We start from the raw sequence: 14,894 nt of genomic DNA on the forward strand, positions 1-14,894 counted from the left end.
ATTACTGGTTGATTATCTTCTTTAGGTAATCTTTCTTTTGGATTAGTATTCGTGGGAAATAATATAATAGACTGTCAAGTTTTCATTAAGCTCCCATGGAAGAACGCAATTACTTTCATAATCTGTGGTGTCGCGTGAGCGACATGGATGGCTAACGGGCAGTTTAGCGTGGCAGCCAACCAACTAAGTGGTTGCTTACTCGCAATTGTTGGAAGGAAAGTTCTATTCTTTCGCGAATTCATTAGACATGCCGAAGTTACAAATTTCGCAAAAAAAAACGCGGTAGAGCATTGGTTCCACATAAGCTTATGGTGATACAAATCCCCATTTAATCCACTCGGCCACTAGGAGAATAGTCCAAGTGTGATGGCTTCAAAGACTACCTTAGTTCACTGTTGCTGTTCAAATCTCGAAGGACGTTGTTCCTCTGTAAGTTTGGTGGGGCGCCCATCACCAGACCAGTTGATCTTGTTTTAGGGAGTTTACTAATAAATGCTAATGGTTTGACATGCACGACTTAATAAATCACCGATCATCATACATGTGTCCTTCGAATCGAACGCTAACGCTAGTTACATATTTTTATTATCATTTGGATTCAAAAACCAAAGGGGGAAGCACATAATAGATCATTTGTCCTGCGCAGAAATCCTCAATAGAAAAGGCGACGCAGGAGGAACCTATACGGTGACACTGACCCTGAGCGATCATAAAACGGCACCTTTTGTATATCACACACATTGAATGTGAATGTAATGGGCATTGCCGGTACCGTCTCGCACACTGCGCAATGGGAAACCAATCGTGTGAATTATAACTTTGCCAATTATATGAGTCTACGAACTGAGACACTTATTGGCGGGAGAACAGTTCATTCTCGTTTCAAGCGTAACAAGCACTGGTTCGTCATGGGATAAGGCGAACAACAACACGGTCACTCTGTTTGAAATAGGGTTTTGGCCAACCTGACCAATACGTCCGGGCTCCACTGGGGAGAATCAATGTGGCGAAAATAATTTTGATGCGAAGCTGCCTGACGGGATATACAACTTCAAATTCGCTGTGTCATAATCGAACGGGGTTATGAAGAATACTTCGGTACCGATAAAATCAGAGATAGCATTTGGGACGTTACAAAAACCCATCGTACCCACTGATAAAAAATCCCGTTTCGTTATGTTTGGACACTGAAAAAGTCCAATGAGACCGAATCCTTTATCTTTTAAGGAGTCGGTCTTCTTTTTTTATGATCTCTGGGTTCATTCAGGTCTAGTTTTCAGTACAGTGGCAAAATCATATGGGCTGGAATCGTCGCTCCTGTAGGCCTTGCACGTGGCCATTCTTATGGATTAATTCCCTATATTTGGTTCGGATACCTCAATCTCAGCTTACTGATTTGAACGTTATTCCTCATTTTCTAAATTCAGGGTAATTTTCTATGTTAACGATAAAATGTAATTAACAATATAATTTATAGCATTTTATGACAAAAAAAACCTGTTTTTTTCAAGATTCCTCATTTACAATGGAAAATAAAGGAGGTGATTGAATATGGCAACTTGTCCATCCGGGTTTAATGAGGTTGGTACCGATTTTATTTCGAGATGCGGAACTTCACCTTGTCCGGTTGACTCGAAAGGTCGAAATCGTTGGACAGAAACAGTCTTAATTTGCGCAACTCCATCGTATACCACTCAGATTAGAATCAACACTGGGGAAGGGTATACGGACCCAAGCACTTGTTGTTAGAAAAATAATGAGGGGGGGGACCCTCTCTTTATTTTTTTTGGAGATAATTAAGGGAATAAGGTGGGATTTACTTGTTTTTAAAAAAGACTGAATATTTTAATATTGGAGATAAAATTCCAAATGTTAAAATAGATAACTCTTTGTTTTTATATGATTTTTTGGATAATCATTTATTTATTTTTCTCTTAACAACAACTTGCGATGCATGTGAAACTACATTGGAAGTAATGTCCGAATTTAAGGATTGCTATAAAAATTTCAATTTTATATTACTTGTTAATACATCTGAGGAAAATATAAAAACTTTAAAAAGAGTTTTTGGTGAGTCTAAAGTGTATTATGCTAGTTTATCCTCCATGCAACGCGAATATAATATCAATGGCTTTCCGTGGGGGTATGGTATTAATCGAAAAAGAGAAATTATTACATCAAATGCATGTAGTACAAAAAATAGTATTCTTGCAATAATGGAACCGTTCTCTTACTCGGCTGGATGGGAAATATGAGAACTATAAGGCAATGGTTATTATATTTGATTAAGGGAAATGTAAAACCATTTATTGTGAATATTTTAATTCTGTTAATTTCACCGTGTATTGCTTATGGAAGTTTTAAAATAACTAAAGAAATATTTGATTCCCTCACGATTGAGAGTGGTTTTAATTTAATATTAATTCTTTGCTTAGCTATGTTGATAATTAAATTTTCTCAAACTTTTATTTCTGAGTTGTCTTATTATATTCAGCAAAAATTAAATCTTATATATTCTACGAAAATAGAACAATATTTAATGGAAATATTAAGACCAATCACTATAACTTTGGTTGAAACGCCTGCGTATAGAAATGATTTAAACGTATTCCGTCAAACCATTAGTCGTTTACCGCAATTAGTCGAGGCTTTATTTTCTATAATTCAAAATATAAGTGTACTTGCGATATATTTGTATTTAATAAGCCAGTATGCTTGGTATTATTCAGCTTCCTTAATTTTATGTGCAGTACCATTAATTTATCATTATATAAAATATGCTAATGATACTGATCAATATATGCGCAACTTAATACAAAAAAGTATGGAAGCAAGTAATTTATCGACATTATTAACGGAGCCTTCTAATCAAAAAGAAATGATTATATTTTCAAACCGTAATTTCTTTATTGAAAAATGGAGAAAAGCATATAGTGATATAATGACGAATACTTTTAATTATTATAGAAAATACCTTTATAGAAATTCCTTAATAGGCACTATATTTCCGCTCATATACTTTTTTATTCAAATCCATGTGGTATTTAGGTTAATTCATGGTGAATTAACTCTGGGAGATTTAGTAGCTATAACCTCAGCTATTGGTGTAGTTGAAACAAATATCAAAACACTTAATAGACCGGTAAGTGGATTTAAAAATTTTTCAATTTTTGTTGCCAATATTAAAGAGTTCTTTTCTAAATATGATGACTCTATTAATGGGAAGGTACAAGTCTCTACGATACAAACTCTCGAGTTAAAAAACCTGGATTTTTCTTATCCTAATTATGAAAATGAAATTCTGTCTAATATTAATTTTTTCGCATCAAAGGGCAGCCTAATTTCATTTGTAGGAGATAATGGCTCGGGTAAATCTACATTGGCGAAGTTGTTGGCAGGATTACATGCAGTTCCACGTAATTCTTTTTTTGTGAATTCAACGGACATGTGCGAATTGGAGAGATCTTCTTTCCAAAAGAAAGTATCTATTCATAATCAGGATTTTTCAAGATTTCCGCTAACAATCTATGAAAATATAAAATTAGATGAAATAGATGAGTTGGAAAAAGAGTCGATTCATAGATTTTTAAGTGAAAACTCCTTTTTAATTCAAGAAGATTTGTATGACAAATTAGATGTAACTCTGGGAAACCAGTATCTGTATTCAAAGCAGATTTCTGGTGGACAGTGGCAAAGAATTGCATTAAGCAGAGCTTTCTACAAAAATAGTGACTTATTAATTATAGATGAGGGAACTGCCGAAATTGATCCCTTTACGCAAAGAGAAATATTTGAATATTTAGGGAAAATAAAGCGGGAAAAAATAATTATTTATGTAACTCATGATTTGAAATTAGCTTCGCTGGCAGATAAAATATTTGTCTTCAAAAATGGAATGATAATTGAAGAGGGCCCTCACCACGAACTAATTCAAAAAAATGGAGAATACTCGAAAATGTGGGGGGATAATGATGAAAGTTGATTTTTCTAACCTGTTTAATAATCCAAAGAATAAAAGTAATGAAACAGAACTTACATTAATTAAACAATTAATTGTTTCGAAAGAATTGATTTTTGAGAACTTTAATATAGCTATCTTCCTTTCAGTATATTGTTTGCGTTGTATAGAATTATTACCTGAATTAAAAAAGGAAGAAGAGAGCTTATCTAAAAATGGTTGTGTTCTAATTTTCGATTCATCAAATGAAGAAATGCAAAATATCATTACACATTTTAACTTAAAGATACCGACAATTAATACAGATTTGGATTTTTTTGTGAATGATTTAAAAATCAATAAAACTCCTAACCTAATGGCTTGGAATAACGAAGGGACAATCGTTGAGACGAAATTCATTAATAATATAACTGATATTAAAAGCTTATTTGATCTCAAGAATGTTTAGTGGAATAAAAACATATAAATTTTTAAAAATATCGGAGGATAAAATGGAAAAACTATATTTTGATTACTGCGCTTCAACGCCACTTTACCCTGAGGTGTTTCAAGTTTTTTTAGATAGTACTGAAAGGTTATATATGAATCCTTCTTCAACACATATATTAGGCCAGAATATCAAAAGTCTTGTTGATAAATCCAGACAAGATATCTCAGATTTATTGTATATCAATCCATCGGAAGTGATCTTTACTTCAGGGGCAACGGAGAGCAATAATATCGCAATTATTGGCCTTATTCACTCAATGAAAAAGTCTTTTAAAAAAGAGCTGCATATAATTTCATCGGACACAGAACATTCCTCTGTTTACAATTGTTGTAAAATCCTTGAAGCGGAGGGTGTTGAAGTAACCTTTTTACCCGTTAATGAGAACGGATTGGTAAGTGTTAATGATGTTAGAAATTCAATAAAAGACAATACTGTTCTTATTAGTATTATGCACGTTAATAATGAAACGGGTTCTACTCAACCCATACAGGAAATTGGGGATTTGGTTAAAAATAAATCAAATATATATTTTCATGTTGATGGAGTACAGGCGATTGGTAAACTCCCTTTGAATTTAGAATTTATAGACTTATATACAATTTCAGGCCATAAAATTGGTGCTCCTAAGGGAATTGGTGCCTTGGTTGTGAAAGAACATGTGCCAATATCACCAATGTTTTTTGGAGGGAATCAGGAAAATGGGATTAGACCAGGTACTACTAACGTACCGGGAGTTCTGAGTCTTACAGAGGCTTTGAAAATTTCCATTACAAAACAGGGAAACAGATGGGGTTATCTCACTAATTTACATAATATGTTGGATGAATTTGTGAGGGGTGTTCCTGAGCTTACAGTAAATAGTCCGAAAAATGGGGACTGTTCACCTCATATATATAATTTTTCTTACAAGGGGATCCCTTCTGCAATATTGCTTAGCATATTAGAAAAAAGGGGTATTATTGCATCTTCACAGTCTGCTTGTTCATCATCCAAGCAGGCTAGTCGGGTTCTTATGTCAATGAATGGAGATTTTGAAATATCTTCTAGTAGTATTAGACTCAGTTTTCATGAATCAATTCGTTTAAAAGATATGGAGTATTTGATAGATTCAATTAAATACATGGTTGGTCGAGTTAGATCAAATAAATTTATTTAAAAAAATTTAAGGAAGAGTGAAGACATTTGTATGGTGCTAAGTTTCCGAAAAAACAATGGGATGCTCGTAATCTCTCTGTATAAGGAAAAGCTACATATATAAGAAGTATTGGTAATCCTGTTAAGTTAGCTATTCTAAGAGAAAGACTTCGCCTCCCCTCAACATAAGATTTCTGATTCTTCAAAAGGTGGGAACCAATAATCAACCTTTTTTCTGCACTTTCGTTATTTACGGGCGTGATACCTGCCCAGATGTCAGGTATTCATCGCTGGTGAACTACTCCATATCAATGCCTATTTCATCAATGAGCGCTACGGCAGTAACTATGCTAACCCCAAGGATTTTTTATTGAAGTTCAAATCGTTACGGTAACTCTGTAATTGCCTATCAAATTTGGTATCAATACCGATTAAGAATTTCTCTTACTTGTCCATATCAATAAATTATGCATGAAAACAAATCTTATGTTTTTTTGGATTTTAGTGTAAATGGAAAGCGATTTCTCTTTCAAATATTTGAATAACCTTCTACTTCCTTTTCGTTTTCTCAGACATGCTACGTTCGATTGGTTTGTCAATGACATGCTAAGGCGGCTGGTATTAGGAATTACGCTGTGTACTGTTGAAGCATTAGGGCCGTTGCTCTATTCTAGTCAGTACAGATCTTACTCTGGCGGTCACGGATATCATTCGCTTGTACAGGTGCCGCTTCAAGATCTAAGGACATGTCACGATTCAATACATTGCGTGAGGAATGCTATAGTTTGTCGTCTTACGTTCAGTGCTGACACCATGACTATTTTCCTGTCCCCCTCATGCCGTAGTCTCTGAGACTAACGTAGTGTTTATTTACGACAGTCTATTTTTCACCTGTTTGTACAAAAAAATGTGCATATATCTATAAAGAAAATAAAATTTATCAGGATACATCCTGATTTGATGAGGATTAACCGCTCTTAATTGCATAACTCTTTACTGTCAGTTATATAAGACAAATTATTAAAGGGAGGAATTTGAAATGTCAGTTGATATTATGGCTTCTCTTCTTATAGCAGAAACAATTAAGTTTGACCCACATGAAAAAAAACATTCTATTTATCAAATTTTAAATTATATTGAGTGTGACGTGTTTCCAACTGTTTTTGAATTTAATATATTCATTAAACTTTGGTTTTTTAATAACAAAGATCGAGTTAATCTTTTAGTCGCAATATTTGATGATACTGAGACAGCAAGATTCTTTAGCGAAGAAGAACTTGTGAATAAAAGAGAGAGTGGAATTAATAAGGGTATCGATAGCAATTTTACTTTTAAATCCATTATTTCGAAGCCAGGGAATCATTATATCCGCTTATATGAGGATGGAAATGTACTCTACCAATATCCTATTTATGTAAAATATATTGAATAATAAAAATATTCCAAGTAAGTGGATTTCTTAAAATATCATTTTGATAATCAGATTAACCGAGAAAAGTACTTTTTTTACAGACTAAGTGGCGAAGTTACTATCTTTCAACGTATGGGTCAAGTAATCTACGGTTAATTTACAAGCTATGGGCAGATAAATTATTACGAAATCAACTTTAGCAAGGGCTGTTCTTATGATAAATATTGTTCAATTTAAAAGGTTTGACAACCGCCATAGGCCAAGCACCGTTCAGGCCAATTAATCATCTAATTTATGTAACCGAAAAAAGTCTTAAGAAGTTATATTTCTGAACAACGGGGAATCTCCCAAATGCTTGCAGTTTCTTTCGGAGGTAACGACTCCCAGAAGGAATGCCGCTCGATCTCCCTGGCATTCGGGTATACGAAGAAGCATTAGCAATTCAACACTTGCTTGAACGAGGCGCTAAAGAAGAGGATAATAGCTTCCGCCGCTCCCTTTACAACAAAGTGGAAGCATTGGCAGAAACCTCTCCAAGATGCCGCCCATATTTTGAGTGCGCCGAAACCGCAAACTACAGAATGCGTTTGCATACTGAGAAATGGAGACTTTACACAAATGCTTCATTTGTCTATCACTAAGTTCTGAAAATAGCGTAGTGACAAGAGATTCGCAAAAATGGTTGATTTTACCTTATTGTACATTGTACAATGTGTAACGAGGCTGGTGCTTATTAGGGCGATTATTTATCAAACTAATAAAAAACCAGCCATTACCTATGTCTACAACAATGAGCCCTACTGGGACAAGGAAAACCAGCAATCCTGCTCCAAGCGAACGCTCATCGGGAGAGTCAATCTAAAGACAGGAGAGTTCGTACCCTCCATGCGTATTGCAGAGTGTCGGTGACGGAGTCTGGCGACCCTGCTAAAAGCGAGGCCTCCTACCGATCACCCGCTTTCAGCGCAGTTCCTACGGCGCATCTTACCTTTTTGAATCAAATCGGACAGGCCACCGGCGTTGAAACCGATCTCAAGACTTGTTTCCCTAACACCTACAAGAATTCTTGTGCATCACCTATTACCTGATTCTGGGAGGGAATAACTCATTCAGCCGCTTTTCTCACTGGTAGCGTATGCATATTCACCCCCTTTACAGCAGATATTCCTTCTCAGCGAAGCTGCAAGCTGTTCCAGTCGATTGAAGATGCTCAGCGCATGGCCTCTAGGAAACGGCTCATCGAAAAGGAATACTGGGTATTTGCTAAATATGATGGCGGTGATCGTTTTTTCTCTCGTGGCTGCCCTCTTGCCTGGCGTTACGTCCATATCTATGTTCTGAATATAAAGGCGCAGTCAATCGAGACCAGAGCATTGCCGAGACTAAATAACAGATTGCTAACGCGGATGGGGACATTTAACGAGCGATTTGCCGGAAATCGCAATATATATGTTTGTGAGGTTTGCTTATGGTGAAGAGAATAAAGCTTCGCACGCTGTTTATAGGAGGGTGTATTACCTTCTTTTTTCTTGTTTTGCTCGTCAGAGTGTTCTGGATTCAGGTGCTGGAGCGTGATTCCTGGCAAGCCAAGGCCGCAGTGCAATGGGCCCATACTTCAGTGACTAAAGCGGTACGTGGCACGATTGAGGACCGCAACGGCAAGGTGTTGGCCAGCGATGTGCCGGCATATACGGTAGTGGTCAATCCGGAAGTGATTACCGCGCTCGGCATCGGGGAAGAGGTTATCACCGGCCTGCATAAACTGCTCGGCAAGCCTGAGGATGAGCTTAAAGCGCTCGTGGAAGCCAAAGACGAGAACGGAAAGTATCTGAAGAACCGGGAGATCCGTAATGAAGGCTGGAAGATAGACCAGGAACTGCGCGACAAGGTCAACGAGTTCATTGAGAAACTGAAGGATGAACATGACATTCTGGAGACTGGCGTCGGCCTGATTAGAGAACAGAAGCGCTATTATCCGCAACAAACACTGGCTGCACATATTTTGGGTTATACGGACCGCGACGGAAATGCGGTGATGGGATTCGAAAAATATTTTGACAAGCAACTTAAGGGTGCGGATGGCAAGCTATTCTACCAGAGCGACGCCAAAGGCATCAAGCTGCCTGACTCGGAGGATACTTACCATCCGGTGGTCAATGGAAGTACTTTCAAGCTGACGATCGATAGCACAATCCAGTATTATATCGAACAGGCAATGCAGAGGGCCTATGAAGAATATAAGCCCAAGAGTATTACGGTAATTGCCGCGGATCCCAGCACCATGGAAATATTGGGGATGGCGAATATGCCGACCTTTAACCCGAATGAGTTCTGGAAATATGCCTCCGATCCAGGGGTATTCTTCAACCATGCCATCAAAACGAGATTTGAACCAGGCTCCACGTTCAAGATTGTACCGCTTGCCGGAGCGGTGGAGGAGAATTTGTTCAATCCGGACGCAACCTTCATGTCCGGTTCTATCCGCATCAAGGGGTACGGCAAGCCGCTGTATGACCAGAAGAGAAGCGGTTATGGCGAAATCACCTTCCTGGAAGGCGTGAAGCGTTCAAGTAACGTGGCCTTCGTCAAGCTTGGCTATGAAATGCTCGGTCCGGAAAGGCTGCTGCAATACGTGGATGATTTCGGATTTAACGATCTTACCGGTATTGACCTGCCGGGCGAAATCAGCGGAATCGTCAATCCGACACCAAACAATGCTTCGGAGAATGCGACGATCGCATACGGGCACGGCAAAGTGCTTGTTACTCCGATTCAGCAGCTTACCGCCATCTCGGCCATTGCCAACGGCGGCAAGCTGATGGTGCCGCACGTGGTCAAGGAGACCACCAATCCCAATACCGGCAAGACTACCGTAACCCAGCCGCAGGTGGTACGTCAGGTTATTTCCGAGGAAAGCGCCAGTGAAACCGGCAGCTATCTGGAGCAGGTCGTTGCAGACCTGGTCCATGGAACCGGCCGTCGTGCGTACATTGAAGGCTATAGGGTAGCAGGCAAGACCGGTACGGCGATTAAACCTGACGGTAAGGGCGGGTATGACCGCAACAAGGTGCAATCGGTCTTTCTCGGATACGCACCGGCTAATAATCCGAAGATTGTGGTCTATGTCGGCATAGACGAGCCTGCTAATGCTGCTGGCGGTGGTGCTGCGGCGGGACCGGTGTTTAAAGAGATCGTATCCGAGGCATTGTCATATATGGGTGTGCCAAAAGTTACAACGGGCGATGGAGGCAGTGTTTCCATATCCGCCAAGAATGCACCTTCCGCGCAGCGCTCCGCACCCGATCTGACCGGCAAAATGGTGCAGGCGGCCAGAAAAATGCTGATTGATCAGGGCTTTGATTTTGAAACGGTCGGAGGCGGAAGCAACGTGGTCAGCCAGTATCCGGAGGCGGGCACCCTACTTGCTTCGGGACAGCGGATCTATCTGTTAAGTCAGCAGGGCGACCAGGCATCCATTCCTGACCTCCGGGGACAGTCGCTGCGTGATGCGCTGGAGGTGTTCAATCTGCTGAAGGTCAAGATTTCCGTCGAAGGCGAAGGGTATATCACCGAGCAGACAGAATCAACCCAGAACGGTAAAAGGCTTGTACAGCTGAAGCTTAGCCCTCTCAATGCATACGGCGAGGATATTCCGGTATCTACGGCGGAAGAGGAAGCTGCGGATACCGGGGATAGTGGGGGGTAGCCGGTAGCTAAGCCGTTCATCTTTTTAATTCGGCTTTTGATATTTGTCTTTGCTGTTAAGCGAGGCTTGTTCTAAGCCCTGTTTGTCCCGAATTGTCATGAAGATAAGAGATTATGTCTATACAGGGATAGCGGATGATTGTCAGGAAATAAAAGGATATTATTTTTCGGAAATAATAAAGATAATGCATGTTGTAGAGAAAAGGCTAAAATTGTTACTTCAAGAGCAGGGATTATGCCTGACCAAACGGTTACATTTAAGAATAGGCGTAAAAGATATCTGTTTACTCAGGTGAAAATTGAAGAAATACAGAGGGCTTTGAGATAGAATTTAGAATTATGTTTTTTTGGTGTTTAAAATCCAGATGCAGAGTTATCAGTAACAGGGAAACTTCATAAAATGGTATCTAGAAAGATTGTGTAAGAAAAATAGCAATTTTAACAACCAGTAGATATATAGTTGTGTTTATGGGATACGAGAGTTTTATTTAAACAGCAGCAGTCATAGACATTATTTTTGTGTCAACGACTGCTGCTGTTTTTTTAAAATTAAAGGGGGACTCCTAACGGAAGCATCCGTGTGATAGTAGCTGAAAACTCAATACTACACCTGAAAAAAAGTTTAATAATTTATACTTAATGGATCAGTATTAGGAAAAAACTAAAGTAAACTGTTTAAAGGGGGGAGAGCATGAACTTAAATTTTTCCGATCATCGTGAAACGATTGCTGAAAACTTAGTGACATTTCTTCGGCTGAAAGGTTATTCCAAATTATCTTTGTCAAAATTAACGAATATCGATCGAAATACCATTGATCAGATCATCAATGGTGGAGGACTTTATTCTAAGCAATACAATACAAAAATTATAAAGATCAATAAAACATTTGATCTACCAGAAGATTATTTCATATCCTCTGGTAGTCCTAAAATGTCAACAACAACAAACACTTACGCACATCAAGATTCTGGTTCAGAGAAAAGTGCAGAAGTTAAAGAATTGCTGTGTGGTTTGAATAACATCCTCGACATTTACTCTTTGTACATGAAGTGATGGTGGCTGTAAATCATCTGTTAGCAAGGAATATAAGTTGTAGTCCTAGAACATTCAAAATAAGGGCAGCTTTAGGCTAAGCTTATTTTGATTATAGTAGAGATATACATTAGATTTTTTTATAGCGACTTGTCAATATGGTAGTTGTTTTTACTTGATAAGTCTCTTCAACGATTCATATTAGTGGATAATACTGTCGAGAAAATGTCATACCAATCATATCAAGCAGGGGCCTTTTAAATAAAGATGAATCAAAATTTATCAATAAAGATGAGAGTAATAATTAGTAAGGAGGGGATAATGGTTTATTAATCGCTGTACTTTCAGAAAGGGTGTAAGAGGTGGATTATAAAAATGTTTATGAGCTGCATCTACAACTACTCAGTATTTATGAAAAAAACACCAAGTATTCCGGCACGGATCAAAGTCAAATCAATTATTATAAACGGCAACTATTCATGTTTGCAGAAGATAATGTTCAACGAATTTTCGTCATAAATCAGCTGCTAAAAATTTATGAGGAAAATCGAGAAGTCCTTGTGAAGAGCTGCGCAGATCAATATTTCTCAAGAGGGGTATTTAATGATGCTGAACCGGGAGTGTAATGGATAAAACTAATTATCGTGTTAGATATCATTTTATTGATGAAATTTGAGGAGGTCAATAATTGCATAACATTCATATGTTGGATCGGCCATATATTCAAGATATATTAGAGCACTTGCAAAGTCTTGGTTACGAACCCGGTAAAGCAAAAGAATTATTAATTCAATTTTATCGATCTATTAAAAGAATATATGGCTTCTATCTCAATGCAAGAGAGTTTGCAATGTTAGTACATGAGCTAAACAAGGCAGTCCATAGAAAATATGATCCGACAGATTCTAATCAGATATTCATTGGCCACCTAAGGGGATTAATTTGAGGACAAGGAAAGGCATTGGGTATTTAATTGTTTATGTATATTTGTTAAAAACGCCTATAACTCGTAAGTACTTACGAGTTATAGGCGTTTTTATTCCTTGACCAAGACTAGGAAGCTATGTAAAATTTTTTTCTCATAGTATAAATATCGGATTTCGGATAAATAATGATAGATATGATCTGATATATAAGGGAGGAAAAAGATGAACTTAGGAGTGAGATTAACACCTTATGATGGGGAGGCATTAGGAGGGTTTCTCCAGCGATTAGCCGATCGAAATGGGCATTCAATGCTCTCATTATTATACTGTTTTCTACATCCTTCAAAAAAGACGTTGAAGCAAGCAGACATTGCTAGAATTGACTGCATTGCTAAAAATATATTGAATTTCAAAAGCATGGAGCAGTATATAGGAGTGAGCTCAAGTAAGCTAAAACAGCACTCTTTATGGTCCACCATCAGTCATTTTGTAGACGATGGTGAGATCTCTTCAACAAAGATAATGAGAGAAATGATACGTATAGACTATGCATATTGCCCACAATGTATATATGAGTACAAATACAGGAAGCTTATGTGGAACTTGAAAGTTATATCCTATTGTCCTGATCATAATCTGCATCTAAATGAAGTATGTACTCATTGTAGAAAACCAATTAAATTAACACATCTACGGGATTGTTCGCTTTGTCCGTATTGCAGTGGATACCTGGGGGGAGAGGGGAAGGAGCGAAAAGTGAATAAGGACGATATATATGAAAGCTTTATCCGGGACTCGTTCACTAGACTTCAGGATGAATCAATACCATACATGAATACTCAGCAGGTAGCACAGAAATTAATTTATATGCTGGTGGATAAGGATCAACCAATCGATAATGAGCAACTAAAAAACCGAATGGGAGGAAGGGCTTGCGCAGAATACTTATTACAGCAGGCAAGAGGAAGCTCCCTCAGACGAGTTCATCTACTACAGATATTTGATTTATTATTTATAAACAAATGGTCGATTGATGATTTTATACAGCTGAAAGTACCTGGTACGTTTACTGCCCGGCTAACAGGTCATTTACAACTGAAAATGGTGAGTAGCCCTCCGCTTATTAAGCGTAAAGTGGTTCAACCTCCAAGGAAATATAACAATGCTGTTTCTAAACAAATTGAAGATATCTGCACTGATATCCATCTGAAAGGGGGCAAGATCACTAACTTGAAAGTAGTAAAACAAATTGGGATCAGTGACAATACCCTTCGCAAATGGGGGATGTTACATACTATAGAAGATTGCAAAAAAGCAGTTAAGCAGCGTGAGCACAAAGAAATGGAAGTAGAATGGGAGAGGCGTATCAACTTATTCTTGGAGGAAGAAGCAGGTGATATTCATACAAATGATATATACGAATATATCGGAGTAAAACCAGCTGTAATTCGAAAGATTGCACCGAATCTTATAGCTTTAATTCAAGAAATCCGTTCCGATATCCGAGCAACTCAAAGATTTTTTTAACATTCAATATTTTTTTGTTGCGAAATATCGGATTTCGGATTTCGTGAAAAATGAGAGAGAGGCTGAATTAATGAATAGATTTAGTTTTATTGAAAACTGACTTTTCCTGATCCGTTTATATCGGCTTTTAGTTCACTTTTTTCTTCTACCTCAGATACTATTTCATCAATTTCCCACTGATGCGCAGTTTCTTTTTTTGCTAATGCTCTTTCTGTCACTTTAATTAATTCACAATACACATTCAACTCATCCTTAGATAAAGGCCGGTTGCCAACATGAAATTGATATCCAGATTGAAGGACATCGATTAAATCATATGAATCTTGGAAAATCCAATCCCAGTGCTTCGAACGAGCTAGGATAAGCTGGCTTCGGCCCTGTGGATGGAAATAGGAGGGGTTTTTATCCATGCCAAGTAAGGAATCAGTTGAAATATTAAAGACCTCAGCAAGTCGAACAACCTGATTTATGTCGGGTTTAGCAGCGTCCCGTTCCCAGTTAGAGATAGCTTGTTTTGATATTTCTAACCGATCTGCTAAGTCCTGTTGGCTCCAGTCACAGCTAGTACGTAATTCTCTTAACCGATTACCAAAATGTATCATAATATCCCTCATTTCATTGACTATTATAATTTTAGCATATAAAAAACTGCAAATCACGTTTTGCTTTACCTAAAAAATGTTGACTGTAACACGAAGTGGGTTTAATAT

Annotated in this window: 13 protein-coding genes and 1 pseudogene; 13 read left to right on the forward strand and 1 reads right to left on the reverse strand. The window is 37.9% G+C overall.

The window, feature by feature from the left end; genetic code table 11:
- Window positions 1-740 precede the first annotated feature (740 nt).
- From NSQ50_RS10750 to NSQ50_RS10810, 13 genes and pseudogenes are all read left to right on the forward strand, one after another.
- On the forward strand, window positions 741-917 hold the full coding sequence (locus NSQ50_RS10750) for a hypothetical protein (RefSeq protein ID WP_340901315.1): 177 nt from the start codon (window positions 741-743) through the stop codon (window positions 915-917).
- Between the two features lie 903 nt (window positions 918-1,820).
- Window positions 1,821-2,255 (forward strand): TlpA family protein disulfide reductase, encoded by a 435-nt coding sequence (locus NSQ50_RS10755; RefSeq protein WP_076179490.1) that lies wholly within the window; start codon window positions 1,821-1,823, stop codon window positions 2,253-2,255.
- Window positions 2,243-3,982: an ATP-binding cassette domain-containing protein gene (locus tag NSQ50_RS10760; protein ID WP_081383688.1), complete on the forward strand. Its 1,740-nt coding sequence runs from the start codon at window positions 2,243-2,245 to the stop codon at window positions 3,980-3,982. Before NSQ50_RS10755 ends, NSQ50_RS10760 begins: the two co-directional genes overlap by 13 nt.
- On the forward strand, window positions 3,969-4,406 hold the full coding sequence (locus NSQ50_RS10765; protein ID WP_143766580.1) for a hypothetical protein: 438 nt from the start codon (window positions 3,969-3,971) through the stop codon (window positions 4,404-4,406). The genes NSQ50_RS10760 and NSQ50_RS10765 overlap by 14 nt, the downstream gene beginning before the upstream one ends.
- A 43-nt stretch (window positions 4,407-4,449) precedes the next feature.
- Window positions 4,450-5,604 carry a cysteine desulfurase family protein gene (locus NSQ50_RS10770; protein WP_076179493.1) on the forward strand — a complete coding sequence of 385 codons (1,155 nt, stop codon included), beginning with the start codon at window positions 4,450-4,452 and terminating at the stop codon, window positions 5,602-5,604.
- 1,017 nt (window positions 5,605-6,621) lie between these two features.
- Window positions 6,622-7,014: a hypothetical protein gene (locus NSQ50_RS10775; protein WP_076179494.1), complete on the forward strand. Its 393-nt coding sequence runs from the start codon at window positions 6,622-6,624 to the stop codon at window positions 7,012-7,014.
- Between the two features lie 657 nt (window positions 7,015-7,671).
- Window positions 7,672-8,255: pseudogene (locus NSQ50_RS31575) on the forward strand (hypothetical protein); the annotation flags it as partial.
- A 206-nt stretch (window positions 8,256-8,461) separates the two neighbouring features.
- Window positions 8,462-10,699, forward strand: coding sequence for a penicillin-binding transpeptidase domain-containing protein (locus NSQ50_RS10785; RefSeq protein WP_076179498.1), 2,238 nt, complete (start codon window positions 8,462-8,464; stop codon window positions 10,697-10,699).
- 138 nt (window positions 10,700-10,837) lie between these two features.
- A complete protein-coding gene (locus tag NSQ50_RS10790; protein ID WP_340949434.1) occupies window positions 10,838-11,026 on the forward strand; it encodes a hypothetical protein in 189 nt (62 codons plus the stop codon).
- Between the two features lie 363 nt (window positions 11,027-11,389).
- Window positions 11,390-11,752, forward strand: a complete 363-nt coding sequence (locus tag NSQ50_RS10795) for a helix-turn-helix transcriptional regulator (RefSeq protein WP_076179499.1) — start codon at window positions 11,390-11,392, stop codon at window positions 11,750-11,752.
- A gap of 341 nt (window positions 11,753-12,093) precedes the next feature.
- On the forward strand, window positions 12,094-12,357 hold the full coding sequence (locus tag NSQ50_RS10800) for a hypothetical protein (protein WP_081383690.1): 264 nt from the start codon (window positions 12,094-12,096) through the stop codon (window positions 12,355-12,357).
- Between the two features lie 62 nt (window positions 12,358-12,419).
- Window positions 12,420-12,677, forward strand: coding sequence for a hypothetical protein (locus NSQ50_RS10805; protein WP_076225166.1), 258 nt, complete (start codon window positions 12,420-12,422; stop codon window positions 12,675-12,677).
- Window positions 12,678-12,879: 202 nt separating this feature from the next.
- Window positions 12,880-14,184, forward strand: coding sequence for a TniQ family protein (locus NSQ50_RS10810; protein ID WP_076179500.1), 1,305 nt, complete (start codon window positions 12,880-12,882; stop codon window positions 14,182-14,184).
- A gap of 86 nt (window positions 14,185-14,270) precedes the next feature.
- Here NSQ50_RS10810 and NSQ50_RS10815 read toward each other — a convergent pair whose 3' ends face one another.
- Window positions 14,271-14,786 carry a helix-turn-helix domain-containing protein gene (locus NSQ50_RS10815; protein ID WP_076179501.1) on the reverse strand — a complete coding sequence of 172 codons (516 nt, stop codon included), beginning with the start codon at window positions 14,784-14,786 and terminating at the stop codon, window positions 14,271-14,273.
- Window positions 14,787-14,894: the final 108 nt, after the last annotated feature.

Origin of the sequence: Paenibacillus sp. FSL R10-2788 (assembly GCF_038003885.1) — a bacterium.
Classification (GTDB): Bacteria; Bacillota; Bacilli; order Paenibacillales; family Paenibacillaceae; genus Paenibacillus_AQ; species Paenibacillus_AQ odorifer.

What these genes read in the sequence shown, in the direction of transcription:
- NSQ50_RS10760 (WP_081383688.1), top strand. Translation starts at nt 2,243, where the DNA reads ATGGGAAATATGAGAACTATAAGGCAATGGTTATTATATTTGATTAAG.
- NSQ50_RS10765 (WP_143766580.1), top strand. Translation starts at nt 3,969, where the DNA reads ATGATGAAAGTTGATTTTTCTAACCTGTTTAATAATCCAAAGAATAAA.
- NSQ50_RS10770 (WP_076179493.1), top strand. Translation starts at nt 4,450, where the DNA reads ATGGAAAAACTATATTTTGATTACTGCGCTTCAACGCCACTTTACCCT.
- NSQ50_RS10775 (WP_076179494.1), top strand. Translation starts at nt 6,622, where the DNA reads ATGTCAGTTGATATTATGGCTTCTCTTCTTATAGCAGAAACAATTAAG.
- NSQ50_RS10785 (WP_076179498.1), top strand. Translation starts at nt 8,462, where the DNA reads ATGGTGAAGAGAATAAAGCTTCGCACGCTGTTTATAGGAGGGTGTATT.
- NSQ50_RS10795 (WP_076179499.1), top strand. Translation starts at nt 11,390, where the DNA reads ATGAACTTAAATTTTTCCGATCATCGTGAAACGATTGCTGAAAACTTA.
- NSQ50_RS10810 (WP_076179500.1), top strand. Translation starts at nt 12,880, where the DNA reads ATGAACTTAGGAGTGAGATTAACACCTTATGATGGGGAGGCATTAGGA.
- NSQ50_RS10815 (WP_076179501.1), bottom strand. Translation starts at nt 14,786, where the DNA reads ATGATACATTTTGGTAATCGGTTAAGAGAATTACGTACTAGCTGTGAC.